The sequence below is a fragment of the Rossellomorea sp. YZS02 genome (assembly GCF_033963925.1).
Classification (GTDB): Bacteria; Bacillota; Bacilli; order Bacillales; family Bacillaceae_B; genus Rossellomorea.
Map to the genome: position 1 here is coordinate 268,391 of NZ_JAXBLY010000001.1, position 20,612 is coordinate 289,002.

Below are 20,612 nucleotides of genomic sequence, written 5' to 3' on the forward strand. Positions count from 1 at the left end.
TTCAATTACTTGAATTGAACGACCGTTACTCCCGTTCCACCTTCACCTGCATCCCCAAAACGAATGTTTTTGACTGAGCGGTGATTTTTCAGATACTCCTGTACTCCCTGTCTTAAAGCACCTGTCCCTTTTCCATGGATGATGGAAACGCGGGGATAGCCGGCAAGGAGGGCGTCATCGATATATTTCTCCACTCTTGATAATGCATTTTCAAAACGCTCACCGCGCAAGTCAAGTTCAAGACTGACATGGAAATCCTTTCCCTTAACTGTAGCGAGGGGCTTCGTTTCCACCTTTTGCTGGGACTGGATAAATTCAAGGTCCGATTCCTTCACTTTCATCTTCATGATGCCCATTTGAACCTGCCATTCCTTTGACGACACTTTTTCGACCAAATGACCTTTTTGATCAAAGCTCAACACCTTGACTTCATCACCTGGCTTCAATTCATGGCTTGATCCCGTGGACTTCTTCTTTTGACCCGTTTTCAACTTAGGAGTCGCATCTTCGAGCTGTTTTTTCGCCTGAATCAATTCATGTTCTTTGATTTGTGCCGATTTCTCCTGCTGCATTTTCCGCAGATCCTTGATCACCTGGTCAGCTTCCGCCTTCGCCTTTTCAACGACTTCACTGGCTTTTTGCTGAGCCTTTTCATAAAGGGTATCTTTCTTCTCGTAATACTCCATCATTTGCTTTTGCATATCTTTATGCATCTTCTCTGCCTGTCTTAAAAGCTCATGAGCTTCCTCAAGCTCCCGTTCGCCCTGACGTCTGCTGTCTTCGAGGGAGGCAATCATGTTCTCGACTTCTTTACTATCGGTACCGATGTGGGACTTCGCCCGTTGAATGACCCCATCTGACAAACCGAGACGCTTAGAAATGTCAAACGCATTACTTCTTCCCGGCACCCCAAGTAAAAGCTTATACGTAGGACTTAATGTTTCTACATTAAATTCCACACTGGCATTCACGACACCTTCCCGATTGTATCCATATGCTTTCAACTCGGGATAGTGGGTGGTCGCAACGACCCTTGCCCCTGTTCCATGAACTTCATCCAGGATGGAAATCGCCAATGCCGCCCCTTCTTGAGGATCCGTACCTGCTCCCAATTCATCAAACAATACGAGGCTCTCGTGATCGACCTTTTTCAGAATGTCGACGATATTGACCATATGGGAAGAGAAGGTACTCAAGCTTTGTTCAATCGATTGCTCATCCCCGATATCGGCATAGATGGTACGGAATACCCCTACTTCGGACCCGTCCAGAGCAGGAATCGGAAGTCCGGCCTGTGCCATCAGGCTTGTTAAGCCCAATGTCTTCAAGGTAACCGTTTTACCACCCGTATTTGGACCGGTGATGACGATGGAGGAAAACTCATTCCCAAGCTCGATATCATTGGCAACAGCTTCTTCAATCGGCAGCAGTGGATGCCTCGCTTTATTCAGCTTTACCCGTCGTTCATTATTGATCGTTGGTTTAGACCCTTTGATGGACCGCCCGAACTTCGCCTTCGTAAACATGAAATCTACGTCTGACAGCACGTTGACGATCAGAAGCAGTTCTTCTCCAAATTCCTGGACTTTCTCAGAAAGCTCTTGCAGAATCTTTTCTATTTCCGTTTGTTCCTTTAATCGATACTCCCGCAGCTGATTATTCAGCTGAACGATTGCTTCAGGCTCGATGAACAACGTCTGCCCTGATGAGGACTGGTCATGGATGATCCCGCCGTATTGCCCTCTATATTCCTGTTTTACCGGAATGACGTACCGGTCATTCCGGATGGTGATGATGGCATCGGATAACATTTTCTGAGCATTTGAAGATCGGATCATACGTTCCAGCTTCTCCCGGATCCGGCCTTCATTGGCACGGAGCTGGGTGCGGATCGTGCGCAGTGTTTCACTGGCTGAATCCAGGATTTCACCGTTATCGTCCACCACTTTCCTTATATCCTGCTCCAGTTGAGGAAGCGGAATGACCGTCCCCATTTTCTCCTGTAACAGTGGTATCTCCACTTCTTCCTCAAGTAGTTCTTCCACGAACTGTGTCAGCTTCCTGCTTGCCCGGATCGTACTCGCCACCTGTACGAATTCAGAAGGCGAAAGCATACCGCCTATCTGAGCCCGCTTCACGTGAGGTCGTATATCGAAAATCCCCCCTAGTGGCGCGTGACCTTTTAATCTGAGTATGGTCATAGCTTCATCCGTCTCTTCATGCAGAGCTGTGATCTCTTCATATTCGACTGAAGGCATGAGGGAAGATACCCTTGCATGACCAAGTGCAGATGCTGCGAATTGCTTTAATAATTCTTTGATTTTGTCAAACTCTAACGTCTTTAATACTTTAGAATTCACGGAATGTATTCCACCTTTTTTCAGTTTCGCTTAATAAATTGAATGAACTCATCTTTATCCCATGTATTGATGACACTGTCTTTCTTGATCCATCCTTTACGGGCAGTCCCGACACCGACCTCCATAAATTCCAGATGGTCGATACTGTGGGCATCTGTGTTGATTACGAGCTTCACACCTTGCTCCTGTGCTTTCCGGATATTTTCAGCAGACAAATCCAGGCGGTTCGGATTTGCATTCAGCTCAAGAGCCGTACCTGTTTCTTTCGCCAACTGGATAAGAAGATCTATATCGACATCATAGCCTTCCCGTCTACCAATGATTCTGCCAGTGGGGTGGGCAATGATATCCACATGTGCACTTTTCAAGGCTGTTGATAGTCTCTCCATGATTTTCTCCTGAGACTGTGAAAAGCTTGAATGAATGGAGGCAATCACGAGATCCACCTTTTCCAGGATGTCATCGTCATAATCCAGGGTAGCGTCAGGAAGGATATCCATTTCGATACCTGAAAGGACTTCTATATCATCGTATTTCTGATTGATTTCGTTTATTTCCTCGATCTGTTTCAATAACCGTTCTGTTGTAAGACCGTTTGCCACCCGCAAATACTGGGAATGATCGGTGATGGCCATGTATTGATACCCTTTGGCACGGCATGCTTGCACCATTTCTTCTATGGAATAGGCACCATCAGACCAAGTGGAGTGCATGTGAAGGTCTCCCTTTATATCTTCCAACGTGAGAAGAGGATATTCCTTACTGAACTCTTCTACTTCTTTTCCATCCTCTCTCAGCTCCGGTGGAATCAGGGGAAGATTGAAGTGATGGTAAAATTCTTCCTCGGTCTTAAAGGTTGTCACTTCACTTGTTTCACTATTCTCTACTCCATACTCACTGATTTTCTCTCCACGTTCTTTGGCAAGCTGACGCATGCGGACATTATGGTCCTTGGATCCCGTGAAATGGTGAAGGGTTGTCGCAAATTCTTCCGGTTTTACAATTCGGAAATCGATGCTGACATCCCATTGGTAAGAGAGGGTCAATGAAACTTTCGTATCCCCTGCCGCAATGGTTTCAACGATATTCGGCAATTTCAACAGTTCTTCTTTCACCTTATGAGGATGTTCTGTTGCCAGAATGAAGTCGAGGTCCTTAATGGTTTCCCTCATCCTTCTCAAGCTTCCGGCTCTCGAATAGGTATGGATGCTCTCAATCTCAGAAAGATAACCTTCAATCTCTTCTGCAATCCCCATCATAAATCCGATAGGTAATCGGTCAGGTCTTTTCCCTACCTGCTCAATGGCTGCTAAGATCTTTTCTTCCGTCTTCTTCCCGAAACCTGCAAGAGCCTGTACTCTGCTCTCTTTACAAGCTTCTTCCAAATCTTCTATGTTTTCTACCCCAAGTTCACTATAAAGCTTAGCGATTTTCTTCCCGCCAAGGCCCGGTAATTGCAAAAGGGGGATCAATCCTTTGGGAACTTCCTCTTGCAATTCTTCAAGAACAGAAGAGGTCCCTTCGTTTATGTACTCTTCAATGACACCGGCTGTCCCTTTCCCAATGCCTGGAAGCTTGGTGAAATCACTGATTTCCTGTAAGCTGCGGTCATCATTCTCCAGTGCCGCTGCCGCTTTTCTGTAGGCTGATGTTTTAAACGAATTTTCACCTTTTAATTCCATATATATTGCAATTTGTTCTAATAATTTTATAATATCTTTTTTATTCAAGAGATTCACCCTCTATCTTAGAATTAAAAAATATGGTCCTAACACTCCACCTATTATAGTAGCAAAATTGCCATAAAAAGAAAAAAGACTGACTTATAAGATGAACTAATCCGTGAAGGGAACCCTTACGAATGTGAGTTGCATACTTATAGTCAGCCCTTTTTCAGGCAACGTATTCAATCCACCATGATTTCACCATATCAGAGAAAACAGGAGTATGTTTCACCATCCCTTGTGCTATGAACGAATGATTGATGAGTGATTGAACCGACTCAATCGGCAATAATACAGCAATATATAATAGAATGAAGATCATTAAGTATGCTTCAATAAAGCCCAATATCCCTCCGCCAAGTACATTCAACTGCTTTAATAGAGGAAGATGTGCAACGAAGTCGAGCATCGATCCAATGATTTGCAGTATGATACGAGTTGCGAAGAAAATCAGCGCAAACGCAATAACACGATAGTATGCTTGATCCAAATGGGTCGATTCAAATATCATATTCAATGTGGATTGCTCGTCCAGTACAGGATAAGGGATCCATAAAGTCAACTTCGGAGCAAGCTGATCATAATATATGTATGCTACAATGAAAGAAACGATAAACCCGAATATGTGGATGACCTGGAGTATGAATCCACGTTTTAATCCTATTAAAAACCCTATCACCAGGATGACTAACAAAGCTAAGTCCAACATCTTTTTTTCAATCCTTTAATCGTTTAATTTCCCGTTCAAGCTCTTCAACCCGTTCTTGAAGTTTGAGATAATCGTTTACGGCGTTCACCGCTGTCAGAACCGCCAATCTGCTTGTGTCGAGAGATGGATTCATGGAGTTGATCTCTCTCATTTTGTCATCGACTTTCGAACAAACGAATCGGATTTGACTTGTTGATTCAGTCCCAACAATCGTATATTGTTGTCCATATATGTCTACAGTGGTACGATTTTTTTGTTCATCAGACAACCTGAAAGCCCCCATTCATTAAGAATCCTACACATAATCATACCATGAAACTTTTTGATTATGGAAGGAATTTGTCATAATAGCTCACAATTTTTATTCAATACAAGATTTTTGTCATAAGGAGAGAGAAACATGGCCAATACCGTCATTCAAACAACTAAAGGAACAATCGAGAAAATGAAAGACCATTATCAAAAGGTGTTGGTCGACAAGCTGCCGCCGGGTGCCGTATTTGTGGCTAAACCATCAGGCTGTACGGTAACCGCTTATAAATCCGGGAAAGTATTGTTTCAGGGAGCAAACGGTGATGGCGAAGCAAGTCAGTGGGGAAGCAGCGTTACCCCGAAGGTCAAATCCCCAACCAAGGGTACGACGAACCTGCCTGAGAACTTTGCCGATTGGTCTGTCATCGGTTCAGACGAGGTCGGGACAGGAGATTTCTTCGGACCGATCACCGTCGTCAGTGCTTACGTGAAGAAAGAGCATATCCCCCTCATGAAAGAACTCGGGGTGAAGGATTCCAAAAACCTATCAGACCCTCAAATCATCAGCATTGCCAGGGATCTCATTTCCACCATTCCTTATTCCCTGCTCATCCTGCATAATCCAAAATACAATGAGATGCAGGCCAAAGGGATGACACAAGGGAAAATGAAGGCACTCCTTCACAACAAAGCCATCCTGAACCTACTGGAAAAGATGGACCCTGAACAACCTGAGGGCATATTGATCGACCAATTCGTCGAAAAGAATACATACTTCAAACACGTGTCTGCTCAACAAAAAGTCCAAAAGGACCGGGTATACTTCAGCACAAAGGGAGAAAGCATCCATCTTGCCGTTGCAGCTGCCTCAATCATCGCACGCTATGCATTCCTGAAAGAAATGGATAAGCTGAGTGCAAAAGCTGGCGTCGAAATACCTAAAGGCGCAGGAAAACATGTGGATGTCGCCGCAGCCAAGATCATCAAGCGAAAAGGGGTCGAGGAATTAAAATCGATCACCAAATGGCATTTTGCGAATAGTGAGAAGGCAATGAAGTTAGCAAGGAAATGAGGAAGAGGCCGCATCAGTGTAGCGATGCGGCTTTTTGTTTTTTGGTGGCTTGTTCAGCTGTTGAAAAGTGAAAGATATTTAGCTTCTGATTTTTCTTTGTTTTTCAGCAGGTGAATTTTCTAGGTAATTCACCTGTTGAATATTAGCCTTAATTCAGCAGGTGATTTATTTGTATATTTCAGTTGCTGAATATCATCCTTATTTCACCTGCTGATCCCCCACAGAATATTCCCCTTCCAAAATCCCGTACATACAAAAAAAAGATGCCAGACCCCTGTCTGACATCTCCTCCAAGAATCGAATTATCCCCTCAATTCGGCTCCTGCTTTTTCTTTCACTGTTGAAAGTACCTTATCATGCACTTTTACGACTTCCTCATCCGTCAAGGTTTTCGCCGGATCGAAGTATTTCAAGGAGAATGCAAGTGATTTCTTGCCTGCTTCCATATGCTCCCCTTCATAAAGATCGAAGACGGCCACTTCTTTCAAAAGTTTGCCTCCAGCCTCTTTAATGATGGATTGCAGTTCCCCTGCTTTCACATCCACATCTACAACAAGGGCGATATCTCTTGTGATCGATGGATGACGTGGGATCGGCGTGTAGCTTAGAGCCGGCTTTTCATAATGGAATACAGGTGATGCCTTCAGTTCGAACACATACGTTTCGTTCAGATCCAATTCTTTTTCCACTTCTGGATGAATCGCTCCGACAAAACCGATCACTTCGTTATCCAAGAGAATTTCTGCCGTACGGCCTGGATGCATTCCCTCCACAGTCGCCTGGCGGTAAGAGATGGCTTCAGAAACACCGATTTCTTCGAACATTCCCTCAAGGATCCCTTTAGCTACATAGAAGTCAACAGGCTTCTTCTCTCCCTGCCAAGCGTGCTGGTGCCACAGGCCGGTGAGGGCACCTGCGATATGCTCCTGTTCCTCGGGAAGCTCTTCCCCTGCTTCGCTTAAGAAAACGGATCCGACTTCATAGAAAGCAAGTGAATCGTTTTGACGGGCTTTATTGTATGAAACCACTTCTAGAAGCTGCGGAATGATGCTTAAGCGTAGGTTGCTGCGTTCTTCACTCATCGGCATCAATAAACGGACAGGCTCTTTCACGTCCAGTGCATACTGGGTCGCTTTTTTATCATTTGTCAGTGAATACGTGATGGCTTGCAATAATCCTGCTCCCTCTAGATAACGGCGGACAGTCCGTCGTTTCAGCTGGTGATGCGTAAGACCACCAGGCGTTCCTTCTCCTTCTGGAAGAGTAAGCGGAAGATTATCATAGCCGTAAAGGCGTGCCACCTCTTCAAGTAAATCTTCAGGGATGGTGATATCTCCCCTTCTTGTAGGAGCCGTAACGGCAAACGTTTCACCGTTCACTTCGATATCAAATTGAAGTCTGCGGAAGATGTCTTCCACTGTTTCAACTGTGATGTCTGTTCCTAGAGAAGAATTAATTTTTTCCAGAGTGATCTCCACTTTAACAGGTTCTACATCCAATTCATTAACCAATACAGTGCCTTCAAGGACTTCCCCTCCGGCATATTCAGCCATCAATTGAGCCGCTCTTTCTCCTGCTTTCAGGACACGGTTCGGGTCTACTCCCTTTTCATAGCGGGTGCTCGCTTCGCTTCTGAGCCCATGATCTTTCGACGCTCCCCTTACGATGGCACCAGTGAAGTAAGCCGCTTCAAGAAGGACAGTGGTCGTATCGTTCTGGACTTCTGAATTCGCTCCACCCATCACTCCGGCAAGGGCAACAGGTTCCGTACCATTGGTGATAACAAGCTGGCTGCTTGATAAGGTTCTTTCCGCATCATCCAGTGTTACGAAGGTTTCACCATCTTTTGCACGACGGACAAGTATTTCTTTTGAACCGAGGCGGTCATAGTCAAACGCATGGAGCGGTTGGCCATATTCCAACAGCACGTAGTTCGTAATGTCGACTACATTATTATGCGGACGGATTCCCGCTGAAATCAGTGCATTTTGCATCCAAAGTGGAGATGGTCCGATTTTGACATTTTTGATGATCTTAGCACCATATAAAGGATTATCTTCTTTAGCTTCTACTTTAACCGTTACATAATCCGATGCTCGTTCACCAGCTTCGGAAAGATTGGTTACAGGAAGCTTTACTTCACGATCCAGGATCGCTGCCACTTCATACGCAACACCAAGCATGCTTAAGCAGTCTGAGCGATTTGGTGTCAAGCCAAGCTCGAGGATCGCATCATCCAGGTTTAATAATTCAACTGCATTGCGACCGACTTGTGCATCATCACTGAATACATAGATTCCTTCTGCATGTTCTTTCGGTACAAGCTTACCTTCTACCCCAAGCTCTTGCAGGGAACAAATCATCCCGTGGGATGCTTCACCGCGAAGCTTTGCTTTTTTGATTTTGAAATTGCCGGGAAGGACCGCTCCTACTCTTGCCACAGCCACTTTCTGACCTTGTGCTACGTTCGGTGCACCGCAAATGATTTGGACGGGGTCTTCTTCCCCTACATCCACCAGGCATTTATTTAATTTATCCGCATCGGGATGAGGCTCGCATTGAAGTACATAGCCGACGACCACATTTTTGATTTCTTCGCCGATACGTTCTACCCCTTCAACTTCGATCCCGCTTCTTGTAATTTTCTCTGCCAACTCTTCAGGTGTTGTGCCTGATAGGTCTACATAATTTTCCAACCATTTATATGAAACAAACATGTGTTAGTACCTCCTACCCGATTTTCGATTACTCTTGTGTTCCGAACTGTGTGACAAAACGCGTATCATTTGTGTAGAAATGACGGATATCATCGATTCCGTATTTCAGCATGGCAATACGCTCCGGTCCCATACCGAATGCGAATCCAGTATATTTCTTCGAATCAAATCCTGCCATTTCAAGGACATTCGGATGAACCATCCCTGCGCCGAGAATTTCGATCCAACCTGTTCCTTTACATACACGACAGCCTTTTCCACCGCAAATCTTACATGAGATATCCATCTCGACAGAAGGCTCTGTGAATGGGAAGAAGCTTGGGCGTAAGCGGATTTCACGGTCTTCACCGAACATTTTCTTGGCAAACACATTCAGCGTTCCTTTAAGATCACTCATGCGGATGTTTTCATCAATGACAAGACCTTCGATTTGAGTAAATTGATGTGAGTGTGTCGCATCATCCGTATCGCGACGGTACACTTTACCTGGACAGATGATCTTGATCGGGCCTTTTCCTTTGGCGAGTTCCATCGTTCTTGCCTGAACTGGTGACGTATGGGTACGCAACAGTGTTTCCTCAGTTATATAGAAAGAATCCTGCATATCGCGGGCCGGATGTCCTTTCGGAAGGTTCAGGGCTTCAAAGTTATAATAATCCTTCTCGACTTCCGGTCCTTCAGCAACCGTGTAGCCCATACCGATGAAAAGGTCTTCGATTTCTTCCACGATCATCGTAAGGGGATGATGATTTCCCTTTTTCACGGGGCGACCTGGTAATGTGACATCGATCGTTTCGGATTGAAGCTTCTTTTCCACCGCTTCTTTTTCAAGCACGGCCTGCTTCGCTTCAATTGTTTCCGTGATCGCTCCACGGACTTCATTGGCAAGTGCCCCCATTTTAGGACGCTCTTCCGCTGACAGTTTTCCCATTCCTTTTAAAGCTTCGGTTACCGGTCCTTTTTTCCCCAGATAGGCAACACGGATGTTGTTCAGTTCTTTCAGGTCTTGAGCTTCGTTTACTTTTTCGATGGCTTCTTGTTGAAGGGATCGTAATTTGTCCTCCATTGTTCTTCCTCCTTTAATGTATATCGTCCGAACGGGCGGTTTTAATTTATTTTAAAACAAATAAAAAAACCCCATCCCCAAAAGGGACGAGGTTTATATCGCGGTACCACCCTTATAAGCATATCCACGGGTGGACATACTCACTTCATTCGGATAACGGCTTTGCCGGTGCATCTTTACATTCGCAATAATGGAATGGTCCCGATGCCAACTCGAGAGGTGAAATGTTCACATCATGTTTTCTTAAGGATGCTTGCAGTCTAAAGGCATCCTCTCCCTTAAAGAAGGTCATGTGCTACTTTCCTCTTTCAACGTTTTTAAAGTTATATGTGCATTATTATAGTGAATTTCACAGCAAATTTCAAACCTTTTCAGGGAATTCACTGCCCATTTTTGAAATAGTACAGTAAAACACCTGCAGCTATCGCTACATTCAATGATTCGCTTTTGCCGTAAATCGGAATATAGAGGTTCTGATCCGTCTCCGATAAAAGGTCTTTCGACATCCCATTTCCTTCGTTCCCCATAATGAGGGCGTAAGAAGAGTGCGGCTTGACCGTTGTATATTCAAGACCATTTTCAAGGGCGGTCCCGTACACAGGAATGTTCCGCTCCTTCAACATTGGAATGACTTCATGAAGGTCTTTCCTGACAATGGGAATATGGAAATGGCTTCCCTGTGCCGAGCGCAATACTTTAGGGTTATAAGGATCCACCGTCCCTTTCCCTAACACGACCAAATCGATCCCAGCTGCATCGGCTGTTCGGATGATTGTGCCGATGTTACCTGGGTCCTGCAGGCCATCAAGGAGCATCAGCGTTGCTGCCTGGTCGATGATATGCTCATCCTCTTTTTGCTTACAGATGGCAAAGATCCCTTGTGAGGTTTCCGTATCAGACAGAACTTTCCCAATTTCATCGGACACCATCGTGATGGAAACAGAGTCCACGTTCCACTTCTGAGGGATGTCGACTCCTTCTACAAGGATGATCTCTAAGACTGTATCTTCCTGTTTTAACGCTTCCTCCACAAGATGAAAGCCTTCAATGATATATGTACGGGTGAGATCCCGTTCTTTTTTGGTCAATAATTTCTTCCACTGTTTAACTACAGGGTTTTTTGAGGATTGAATATACTTCAATCGTATCCGCTCCTTTATTTTCCTATTCAACGTCTCATTATACCTTAACTTTCCTACATAATAAATTCAATTTGAGACAAGATAACAATGAGTTCCTTATCCTAGAAAAAAGGAGAAATGTGTGATGAATCTTAATTTACGTAAAGCGATCATACACAACGTATCTGGTAATAACCAGGACGAACTGAGAGACACCATCGTCGACGCCATCCAGGGAGGAGAAGAGAAAACCCTTCCAGGCCTCGGTGTACTGCTTGAAGTCTTCTGGCAAAACGCAGATCCGCAGGAACAAAAAATGGTCCTTGAAACATTAGAGGAATCATTGCAGCAAATGCATTAGAAACATGGGCAATCCTAAAAATGGATTGCCCTTGTTTTATTCCTTTCGGGTTTATAGATCCCCCTTTCAGTGGTAATGAAAAATACATATGTAAACAAAAGGGGAAACGCTGTATGAATCATAAGAAAAGCGCATTGTTAATCATCGATATGATTAATACGTTTGATTTTGAGGGCGGAGAGAAACTTTACGAAAATACGCTGAATATCGTCGGGAATATTCGTGAATTGAAGAAGAAAGCAAAGGAAGCAGGAGTACCGGTCATTTATGTGAATGATAACTATGGGCTTTGGCAGGATAATATGAATGACGTCATTGAAGAGTGCAAAAAAGGAAGGGGGAGAACCGTAATCGAGAAGCTTCACCCTGATACCGATGACTATTTCATCATCAAACCCAAGCACTCCTGCTTTTTCGGGACGCAGCTCGATATCCTGCTTCATCAGCTAGATGTAGGGCACCTTATCTTAACAGGCATCGCAGGTGACATCTGTGTCCTGTATACTGCCAATGATGCTTATATGAGGGAATATGATATGTCGATACCAAGGGATTGCATGGCTTCTGAAACGGATGAGGATAATGAAAGCGCCATTCGCATCATTAAAAAAACGATCTCCGCCGACATGACCTTATCCGGGGAAATGACCTTATGAATGCACATAAAAAGAGACCCTTTTCATAAGGGTCTCTCCGTAAAATCAATCAAACGTTATTTTCGCCACTGTCTCTTTATCGAGCTTCTTGATCACTTCTGTAATCAGTTTAACGGCGTTTTCATAATCATCACGATGCAACATGGCCGCATGGGAATGGATATAGCGTGTTGCGATGGTAATGGATAATGCAGGAACTCCGTTGGCGGTTAAATGAATCGCTCCCGAATCCGTCCCACCGCCTGCAATAGCATCAAACTGATACGGGATGTTGTGCTCATCCGCGGTATCCGTAACAAAGTCGCGAAGACCTTTGTGGGAAACCATGGACGCGTCGTATAAAATAATTTGTGGACCTTCGCCCATCTTACTTGACGCTTCCTTATCAGAAACACCCGGTGTGTCGCCGGCGATTCCGACATCCACACCAAATCCGATGTCAGGCTGGATCTTCGCTGCCGCCGTCCTCGCTCCACGAAGACCGACTTCTTCCTGCACGGTACCGACACCATATACGATGTTAGGATGCTTCTCATCTTTCAAATTCCTTAACACATCGATGGCAATCGCACAACCGATTCGGTTATCCCACGCTTTCGCAAGGAGCATCTTCTCATTGTTCATCACCGTGAATTCGAAATGAGGGACGACCATATCTCCCGGCTTCACTCCCCACTCCTGAACTTCTTCACGGCTAGATGCACCGATATCAATGAACATATCTTTGATATCAACCGGTTTTTTACGCGCTTCAGGAGGCAGGATATGCGGCGGTTTGGAACCGATCACACCTGTCACTTCCCCAGTGCTGGTCACGATCGACACACGCTGGGCGAGCATGACTTGAGACCACCAGCCTCCTACGGTTTGAAAGCGAAGGAATCCTTTGCTGTCGATCTGCGTAATCATAAACCCTACTTCATCAAGATGGCCAGCCACCATGATTTTGGGACCATTCTCATCGCCGACTTTCTTAGCGATCAGGCTTCCAAGATTATCTGTTGTCACTTCATCCGCAAACGGCTCTATGTATTTCTTCATGACGTCACGTACTTCTCGTTCATTACCCGGTACCCCTTTGGCATCGGTTAAATCCTTGAGCATTGTCAAAGTTTCGTCTAATTTCGCCATTATTTCGACCCCCTAAATGATTATACTCTTCCATTATACTAAAACATGTGTGATTCATCAAAATTTGCTGAATCTTCTTCACTATTCATAGATATGACGCTTTCTTTTAATATCCTTCTTTTTGACGATTATAATTCACTTCATTCTTCTTCACATATGCATCAAACACTTCTTCATGGGAAAATCCAAGTAGTTCCCCGAGATATACATAGTGTCTGAATAACTCCTGAAAATGTTCAACCGAACGTTCTTCGGCAAAATGGTTGGCGTACTTGAACACGTCCATGAATTGCTTTGTCACATCTTCATTCGTATAGTTTGTTTCACCCAAATCAAATTGCTGAATGCCAATTTCGATTCCAAGGGACAGGATGAAGTGCACACCATCCACGAATTCCTCCAGGATTACATCCTTTGAGGAAGAAGGTTTTGTACTCCAGAACTTAAAGCTTCTTGTTTCATTCGCCAGTTCCCCTACTTCTACAAGTAAAGCAAGGATCTTCTTGTCGACCAGGTCTTCTTTTTCTAATCCATGTTCTTCTTCGATATGCTGATCCAGTTTCTTCTGCATGTCCAATAACTTCTCAATGTTCATCGTCATTCTCCCCTTATGATGTCTGTATTTATGTCGCTCACTCTTAGTATGACAAATTTTTAAACAAATTTTAAATAATATGAAACCTTTTTCTGTTTTAACCGTAAATTATAGTGGAAGAAATATGCCTATGGAGGTAATGGTGATGCTTTGGATTATTCGGTTAGTGATTTTTGTCCTTATTATTTATCTTTTATACAGCAGCGTGAAATACATTATGAACCCAAAGCGAAAACTCGAGCTTGCCCAAGAGCAGAAACGTTTTTATTTTCTGGATGATCAGGAAAATGTCCGAAAGAATTTCCACATAACATATAAAGGTGTCCGATTCGAAGGGGAAAAATATCTGGGGGCTACAGACCGGTCTTTCGAAGTTGTGTCCATTTTTGTATGGACGAAAAATGTCTCTTCCCTGAATGGCCTCACCCGGGAGGACTTCGAATATTTACAAAACGAAATCAGAGAACGATACCCCAATGCCAAACTCGACTGGAAAAGCCCGATCCACGAATTTCTTCAAAACGCGCAACAAAAAAACGACTAGCCAGTCGTTTTTTTAATTTTATTATTTTCCTAAACATTCATGCTGTTAAAGAAGCTAGTAGCGGTTAATTTCCACTACAGGTCTCGCTTTCCGCGGGGCTGGCGGAGTCGAGCACCTTCCGCTCCAATCAACTCATGATGATATTTTTATCCAATAAATTAAATGATGGCTAAGTACTATTTAGCTCTGTCACCAAAATCTTGTTAAAAGGGTGGTGGGAACTGCGTAGACTCCTGCGGAAAACGGGCGAGCCAAGACCCCGGAAGCGAAGTGTGCTGAGGAGGCTTGGCCGAACGTCCGCGGAAAGCGAAGCAGTTCCCACCACCCTCTAGCACACACTCATTGACAGAGCATCGCGATACACATTTTGTGTAAATAACAACCATTGATTTTATTTACTGGGAAAAAACTCTCTCCACTGAATAACACGCACTTTTTCTCTTAAAAGGTAGAATAGGACGATGAGTGCAAGGAAGATCATAACGAGAATGGGCGGGGAAAATTGTTTGATGTACTGGCCGAAGACAGTGTAAAAGAACGCCAGGGGAATGTTTGAAAGGACAGATGCACGAATGAAGGGCTTGAGCTCCTTCTTCCGTTCGAGCAGACAAAGATTTAAGAGCTGATAATGGACAAAAGGGATCAACCTGAGAACGGCGATTTGGCCTGTCGTAAGGGTTGCATTCCGGCCGAACCATTTCTCCTTCAATCGTAGAAGCTTTTCGTAAAACGATTTGAAGCCTTTGATGACAAAATAAAAAGTGACAGATAAGAGCGTTAATCCGATCAATGAATACACCGTGCCGAAGAGGCTGCCGAACAGTACCCCTCCCGCCATGCAGACAAGGGCGACGGGAATGAACAAAAACTGCCTCAGGACGTGAAACAAGATAAACAGAACAGGAGCCATATATCCGCTTGATTCCATCAGGGCGAATGCAGCTACCAACCGTTCGTCCATGGCTAACGCGACCTCCTTCTGCTTTTCTAAGCTGTTTCTACACACTCTCTATATAGTATGTAGAAGAGACGGGTTAAAGAATGAAAACTTTGATTTCAGAGATTCGCATTCAACCAGATGAACAGTACGCAGTGGAGCATGACAAGCAGCGGAAAGCCAAGGGCAAACTGTTTGTGCTTGGTTTTATGCCTGAACACCTTCATACCCAAATACGCTCCGACGCTTCCCCCAACAATGGCCACCTGCCACAGTACCCGCTCACTGATGCGGTATTCGTGTTTCTTCGCTTTCTTTTTATCCCTTCCCATGATGATAAAACCGATGATATTCATGACGACGGCATAGATATATAAGATACCGGTTAGTGAATCCACGTAATCTACCTGCTTTCTATTTTTTGATGATATAAGAAAGGACCGGCCGGGGGCCAGTCCTTTTATCTGCTAACAGAGTCAGCAGGTATTATTTGTTTAGTTGAGCTTTAGCAGCGTCAGCTAATTGGTTGAATGCTTTTTCGTCAGAAATCGCAAGCTCAGCAAGCATTTTGCGGTTTACTTCGATACCAGCAAGTTTCAATCCGTGCATTAAACGGCTGTAAGAAAGACCGTTCATACGTGCAGCCGCATTGATACGTGTGATCCATAGTTTACGGAAATCACGTTTCTTTTGGCGACGGTCACGATAAGCATACATGTATGATTTCATAACCTGTTGATTTGCTACTTTATATAAAGTATGTTTTGAACCGAAATAACCTTTGGCTAATTTAAGAACTTTTTTACGACGTCTGCGTGTTACTGTTCCGCCTTTTACGCGTGGCATAATAATTCCCTCCTGTTTCTATTACTTCTTATTTTAGGTTGTCAAGCATATGACGAATGCGTTTGAAATCTCCTTTAGAGACAACAGCCGCTTTACGTAGCTTACGCTTTGCTTTAGTAGATTTGTTTGCGAATAAGTGGCTTGTGTAAGCGTGTGAACGTTTAAGTTTACCAGAACCTGTTTTCTTGAAACGCTTAGCTGAGCCGCGGTGAGTTTTCATTTTTGGCATGATGCTTTTCCTCCTCGGGTCCTTTATTTTTCGTTGACTGGTGCAAGCACCAAGAACATACTACGACCATCCATTTTTGGTTTTGATTCAACGGTTGCTACATCTTTACACTCATCAGAGAAGCGATCCAGAACGCGTTGACCAATTTCTTTGTGCGTGATCGCACGACCTTTAAATCGGATTGACGCTTTAACTTTGTCTCCTTTTTCAAGGAACTTACGAGCATTACGAAGCTTAGTGTTGAAATCATGTTCATCAATCGTCGGGCTTAAACGCACCTCTTTAAGATTGATGATCTTCTGATTCTTACGTGCTTCTTTTTCTTTCTTCTGTTGTTCAAATTTAAACTTACCGTAGTCCATGATACGAGCAACGGGTGGTTTTGCATTTGGAGCAACAAGAACAAGATCAAGGTTTACACGTTCAGCAATTTCAAGAGCTTCATTCTTGGATTTAATCCCAAGCTGCTCACCGTTTTGATCGATAAGACGTACTTCACGGGCACGAATCGTTTCGTTTAAGATCATGTCTTTGCTAATAATTAGCCACCTCCAAGGTTTATTAAAAGAATACACGGCTTTGGTTGACGTACTCGCTTCCCTTTTTGTGTATAACACACAAAAAAAGATGCGAGTGTCGAAACACCCGCACCTGATTATTAAGCATAAATAAATGGCTTTAATAGTCAATCACATACCTGTAAACAGCTTTAACGCGTTATTCAGGTGAGAAGCGGGTAGCTCCTGCTTGTACCAAACTGTATTCAATTCACCTTAGATACTATATCACATGACAATACCGCTGTCAAATAATCATTTAATATCACAACGTATTTCATAATATCAGACATCTAAGGAGAGTGCAACAGTTTTTTTGAAATTTATTGGGGAGGGACGGACCTCCAACGGAAAGATTATTGTAAACCTTAATGACCATTGGGAGGTCCGTCCCTCTTCTTTTATTAGCGATTCGCTTCTTTTGTGATGTGGGCGATGAATGCGTCAAGGGAAATCGTTTCGGATTTTTGCTCGCCGTATTTACGGACGTTGACGGCCGTTTCCTTGATTTCATTGTCTCCCACGACAAGCATGTAAGGGACTTTACTCATCTGTGCTTCACGGATCTTATAGCCGATTTTTTCATTACGGTCATCGATGTCGACACGAAGCCCTTCAGCCTGAAGCTTTTCTTTCACTTCTTTCGCATAATCGAAGTGGACATCCGGAGAAACCGGGATCACTTGAACCTGCGTTGGAGCGAGCCATGTCGGGAAGGCTCCTTTGTACTCTTCGATCAAGAATGCCACGAATCGTTCCATTGTGGATACAACACCACGGTGGATAACAACCGGACGATGCTGCTTCCCGTCTTCCCCAACGTATGTTAAGTCAAAGCGCTCTGGAAGTAAGAAGTCCAATTGAACAGTGGATAGTGTTTCTTCTTTACCCAGTGCCGTCTTCACTTGCACATCCAGTTTAGGTCCATAGAATGCCGCTTCTCCTTCTGCTTCGAAGTACTCGACATCCAGTTCATCCATCGCTTCCTTGATCATACCTTGTGCACGGTTCCACATCTCATCGTCATCAAAGTACTTCTCAGTATCTTCAGGATCGCGGTACGAAAGACGGAACGAATAGTCATTCAGATCAAAGTCCTTGTATACTTCCTGAACAAGACGCACGACACGCTTGAATTCTTCCTTGATTTGATCAGGACGGACGAAGATATGGGCATCATTCAGAGTCATTCCTCGTACACGCTGCAGACCAGAAAGAGCACCAGATAATTCATAACGGTGCATCGTACCCAGCTCGGCGATACGGATCGGAAGCTCACGGTAGCTGTGGATGCCGTTTTTGTAAATCATCATATGGTGAGGGCAGTTCATCGGGCGAAGGACAAGATCTTCATTGTCCATTTCCATGACCGGGAACATGTTTTCCTGATAGTGATCCCAGTGACCGCTTGTTTTGTACAACTCAACGCTACCCATGATTGGAGTGTAGACGTGGTCATAGCCCAGACGCTCTTCTTTATCAACGATGTAACGCTCGATGATACGACGAATCGTTGCACCTTTTGGCAGCCACATTGGAAGACCTTGTCCCACTTTTTGCGAGTTCATGAACAGGTTCAATTCTTTACCGATTTTACGGTGATCACGCTCTTTCGCTTCTTCTAAGAGACGAAGATGCTCTTCCAGGTCTTCCTTCTTGAAGAAAGCCGTACCGTAAATACGTTGAAGCATTTTATTATCGCTGTTTCCTCGCCAGTAAGCACCGGCGATACTTAACAGCTTGAATTCCTTGATTTTATTTGTAGAAGGGATGTGGACTCCACGGCACAGGTCGAAGAATTCACCCTGCTCATATATGGAAACCTGCTCCCCTTCAGGAATGGCTTCAAGCAGTTCAAGCTTATATTCGTCACCGATTTCTTCGTACATTTTCTGCGCTTCATCTCGGCTCACTTCTTTACGTACCACTTCCAGATTTTCACCTGTGATCTTCTTCATTTCCTTCTCGATCACCGGAAGATCTTCCGGAGTGAATGTGTGCTCCGAATCGATATCGTAGTAGAATCCGCCTTCAATGACCGGACCGATTCCAAGTTTCGTTTCAGGATATAAACGTTTGATCGCCTGTGCCATTAAATGGGCCGTACTGTGACGAAGGACTTCAAGGGCATCCGGTGAAGGAGCTGTAACAATTTCAATCGCTCCATCTTCCTGAATCCCTGTACGCAGGTCGATCATTTCACCATTTATTTTACCAGCCAGCGCCTTCTTCTTCAGTCCTGGACTGATGGACGCAGCAATCTCTTCTGTTGTTGTCCCTTTAGGAAACTCCTTGACATTTCCATCAGGGAACTGCATTTTCACTACTTCTGACATGTGATTTCACTCCTTAAAGTATCGTTATAAAACATAAAAAAACCCCGCCCCTTCACGTTTGAAGGGACGAGGTTAATAAGTAAACTCGTGGTTCCACCCAACTTCTCACTGTGTGCCGGAGCACCCAATGACTTCATTGAAAACGAATAACGACATTTAGCCGTCAATCAATACTGTGGATCCTTTATGATCCCGTTCATGATTGAAGTTCCGAGGTGGTAAATATCACTACCGAATTAGGAAGCTTGCAGCCTGGTGACTTCCCTCTCTGTGAATGGAATAGAAATATTGTTGTCCTCATCATAACCTTTATTTATTGACTTATTATGTAGGTATTATAATCGGTTATGGTTTGAAAAGCAAGCCTATTCATTCGCGATATCCCATGAAGGATACAAGAGGGTATCGGGAAAATAACTCGACGGCAAAAGGTCGATCCGCTCTTCAAAAATATTTTGAAGGGTCCTGATCAATTGATGGTCGCTTTGCCCGTAAACGAGTATCTTCTCAGGAGCAAGGGATAATAACGGCGCAATGGTGAATGAATCAACGTATAACGGGTGATTCGTCAGAAGACGTTTATCAATTAGCTTCGTCAAATCCCCGCGAGCCACTTCCTTCATTTCTTCATCAAAAAAGCGAAAACCATAGCCCGTCGAGTATAAATGAATCGTGCGCATCTTCTGCTCCCTTGATGCCAGATACTCCCGAAGCATATGAACAAACATTTGATATTCCTGCTCCATCTTATATTCATCTATGGCGAGGTCCACCATCAACTTCAGTCTTTCCTGAAGCTTCTTCAGCCTGAATTTACTAAAGGAATCGAATGATATGGGGGCTTTCCCTTCCATCAATGGCTCCAAACTTTCAAGGACGTAGCCGGCTTCATCCCATTCCCCGATCAACTCCATCAATTCCGGCCGTTCCCCCATTCTCAATTCCGATACGATTTCTAATATCTGATTGATTTCATCCACATCTTCATAGAAATAGTTTTCCCTTAGGACTGATTCGGACCAGTCCATGCATTTATCATTGATGACGAATTTAGAAACACCCTTGAACAGCTTTTCTCTTTCCTTAAAGAAGGGGGAAACGTCTATCGTCAGATTATAGTGCGCTTTATGTTGAAAGAGCGTTTCATGGAACCATGATTGGATGAATTCTTTATTGAGGTATCCTTGAAGCTTTATCGCATCGTTTTTTTGCTTGAAAATAAATTCAATCAAACTTTCTCGCCTCCTTAAACCCAATTCCCTGATTTATATATATGGGAGACTTGTATAAATTAGAAGTTGATGAGGGAATTTCTTTTCCGTGGGGCAGGGTTTGTGGAAGATGTGATGGAAAAGGTTTCGTTTCCGTCAGGGGATTGGGGGGATTCAGTGGTTGGGAT

At 44.0% G+C, this 20,612-nt stretch carries 21 protein-coding genes and 1 other annotated feature; of the genes, 4 read left to right on the top strand and 17 right to left on the bottom strand.

Annotated elements, in window-relative coordinates; all coding sequences use genetic code 11:
* Positions 1-5 precede the first annotated feature (5 nt).
* The 4 genes from SLH55_RS01325 to zapA form a co-directional block, all read right to left on the bottom strand.
* Entirely contained in the window at positions 6-2,360 is a 2,355-nt protein-coding gene (locus SLH55_RS01325) for an endonuclease MutS2 (protein WP_219166763.1), read from the bottom strand.
* A gap of 20 nt (positions 2,361-2,380) precedes the next feature.
* Complete coding sequence (gene polX, locus SLH55_RS01330; RefSeq protein ID WP_320322337.1) at positions 2,381-4,090, bottom strand: DNA polymerase/3'-5' exonuclease PolX; 1,710 nt, start codon at positions 4,088-4,090, stop codon at positions 2,381-2,383.
* A 163-nt stretch (positions 4,091-4,253) separates the two neighbouring features.
* On the bottom strand, positions 4,254-4,793 hold the full coding sequence (locus SLH55_RS01335; protein WP_219166761.1) for a CvpA family protein: 540 nt from the start codon (positions 4,791-4,793) through the stop codon (positions 4,254-4,256).
* Between the two features lie 7 nt (positions 4,794-4,800).
* Positions 4,801-5,061 (bottom strand): cell division protein ZapA, encoded by a 261-nt coding sequence (gene zapA, locus SLH55_RS01340; protein WP_206851199.1) that lies wholly within the window; start codon positions 5,059-5,061, stop codon positions 4,801-4,803.
* 132 nt (positions 5,062-5,193) lie between these two features.
* Here zapA and rnhC point away from each other — a divergent pair, with 132 nt between their 5' ends.
* The gene (rnhC, locus tag SLH55_RS01345) at positions 5,194-6,117 is read left to right on the top strand and encodes a ribonuclease HIII (protein WP_219166760.1); all 924 of its coding nucleotides are present in this window, start codon (positions 5,194-5,196) and stop codon (positions 6,115-6,117) included.
* Between the two features lie 302 nt (positions 6,118-6,419).
* On the opposite strand, the gene pheT is transcribed toward rnhC, so the two are convergent.
* The 4 genes from pheT to SLH55_RS01365 form a co-directional block, all read right to left on the bottom strand.
* Positions 6,420-8,834 (bottom strand): phenylalanine--tRNA ligase subunit beta, encoded by a 2,415-nt coding sequence (pheT, locus tag SLH55_RS01350; RefSeq protein ID WP_219166759.1) that lies wholly within the window; start codon positions 8,832-8,834, stop codon positions 6,420-6,422.
* A 28-nt stretch (positions 8,835-8,862) separates the two neighbouring features.
* A complete protein-coding gene (gene pheS / locus SLH55_RS01355; protein ID WP_034757039.1) occupies positions 8,863-9,900 on the bottom strand; it encodes a phenylalanine--tRNA ligase subunit alpha in 1,038 nt (345 codons plus the stop codon).
* A gap of 145 nt (positions 9,901-10,045) precedes the next feature.
* Entirely contained in the window at positions 10,046-10,192 is a 147-nt protein-coding gene (locus tag SLH55_RS01360) for a hypothetical protein (RefSeq protein WP_219166757.1), read from the bottom strand.
* An 88-nt stretch (positions 10,193-10,280) separates the two neighbouring features.
* Positions 10,281-11,042, bottom strand: a complete 762-nt coding sequence (locus tag SLH55_RS01365; protein WP_320322338.1) for an RNA methyltransferase — start codon at positions 11,040-11,042, stop codon at positions 10,281-10,283.
* 124 nt (positions 11,043-11,166) lie between these two features.
* Here SLH55_RS01365 and sspI point away from each other — a divergent pair, with 124 nt between their 5' ends.
* Positions 11,167-11,382 (top strand): small acid-soluble spore protein SspI, encoded by a 216-nt coding sequence (sspI, locus tag SLH55_RS01370; protein WP_206851204.1) that lies wholly within the window; start codon positions 11,167-11,169, stop codon positions 11,380-11,382.
* 113 nt (positions 11,383-11,495) lie between these two features.
* Positions 11,496-12,038: a cysteine hydrolase family protein gene (locus SLH55_RS01375; protein WP_219166755.1), complete on the top strand. Its 543-nt coding sequence runs from the start codon at positions 11,496-11,498 to the stop codon at positions 12,036-12,038.
* A gap of 45 nt (positions 12,039-12,083) precedes the next feature.
* Here SLH55_RS01375 and SLH55_RS01380 read toward each other — a convergent pair whose 3' ends face one another.
* Together SLH55_RS01380 and SLH55_RS01385 are read right to left on the bottom strand one after the other, a co-directional pair.
* On the bottom strand, positions 12,084-13,169 hold the full coding sequence (locus SLH55_RS01380) for a M42 family metallopeptidase (RefSeq protein ID WP_320322339.1): 1,086 nt from the start codon (positions 13,167-13,169) through the stop codon (positions 12,084-12,086).
* Between the two features lie 106 nt (positions 13,170-13,275).
* Complete coding sequence (locus SLH55_RS01385) at positions 13,276-13,764, bottom strand: dUTP diphosphatase (protein ID WP_219166753.1); 489 nt, start codon at positions 13,762-13,764, stop codon at positions 13,276-13,278.
* 145 nt (positions 13,765-13,909) lie between these two features.
* Here SLH55_RS01385 and SLH55_RS01390 point away from each other — a divergent pair, with 145 nt between their 5' ends.
* Positions 13,910-14,308: a sigma-w pathway protein ysdB gene (locus SLH55_RS01390; RefSeq protein ID WP_219166752.1), complete on the top strand. Its 399-nt coding sequence runs from the start codon at positions 13,910-13,912 to the stop codon at positions 14,306-14,308.
* Between the two features lie 391 nt (positions 14,309-14,699).
* On the opposite strand, the gene SLH55_RS01395 is transcribed toward SLH55_RS01390, so the two are convergent.
* The 7 genes from SLH55_RS01395 to ytxC form a co-directional block, all read right to left on the bottom strand.
* Complete coding sequence (locus SLH55_RS01395; protein ID WP_219166751.1) at positions 14,700-15,269, bottom strand: TVP38/TMEM64 family protein; 570 nt, start codon at positions 15,267-15,269, stop codon at positions 14,700-14,702.
* Between the two features lie 95 nt (positions 15,270-15,364).
* Positions 15,365-15,643, bottom strand: a complete 279-nt coding sequence (locus SLH55_RS01400; RefSeq protein ID WP_308807551.1) for a DUF1294 domain-containing protein — start codon at positions 15,641-15,643, stop codon at positions 15,365-15,367.
* An 88-nt stretch (positions 15,644-15,731) separates the two neighbouring features.
* A complete protein-coding gene (gene rplT / locus SLH55_RS01405; protein ID WP_034757014.1) occupies positions 15,732-16,091 on the bottom strand; it encodes a 50S ribosomal protein L20 in 360 nt (119 codons plus the stop codon).
* Between the two features lie 28 nt (positions 16,092-16,119).
* Positions 16,120-16,320, bottom strand: coding sequence for a 50S ribosomal protein L35 (gene rpmI / locus SLH55_RS01410; RefSeq protein WP_032087387.1), 201 nt, complete (start codon positions 16,318-16,320; stop codon positions 16,120-16,122).
* Between the two features lie 23 nt (positions 16,321-16,343).
* On the bottom strand, positions 16,344-16,847 hold the full coding sequence (infC, locus tag SLH55_RS01415; protein WP_034757009.1) for a translation initiation factor IF-3: 504 nt from the start codon (positions 16,845-16,847) through the stop codon (positions 16,344-16,346).
* Between the two features lie 88 nt (positions 16,848-16,935).
* Positions 16,936-17,075, bottom strand: a sequence feature (ribosomal protein L20 leader region).
* Between the two features lie 206 nt (positions 17,076-17,281).
* On the bottom strand, positions 17,282-19,213 hold the full coding sequence (thrS, locus tag SLH55_RS01420; protein WP_320322340.1) for a threonine--tRNA ligase: 1,932 nt from the start codon (positions 19,211-19,213) through the stop codon (positions 17,282-17,284).
* Positions 19,214-19,578: 365 nt separating this feature from the next.
* Positions 19,579-20,445, bottom strand: coding sequence for a sporulation protein YtxC (gene ytxC, locus SLH55_RS01425; protein ID WP_320322341.1), 867 nt, complete (start codon positions 20,443-20,445; stop codon positions 19,579-19,581).
* Positions 20,446-20,612: the final 167 nt, after the last annotated feature.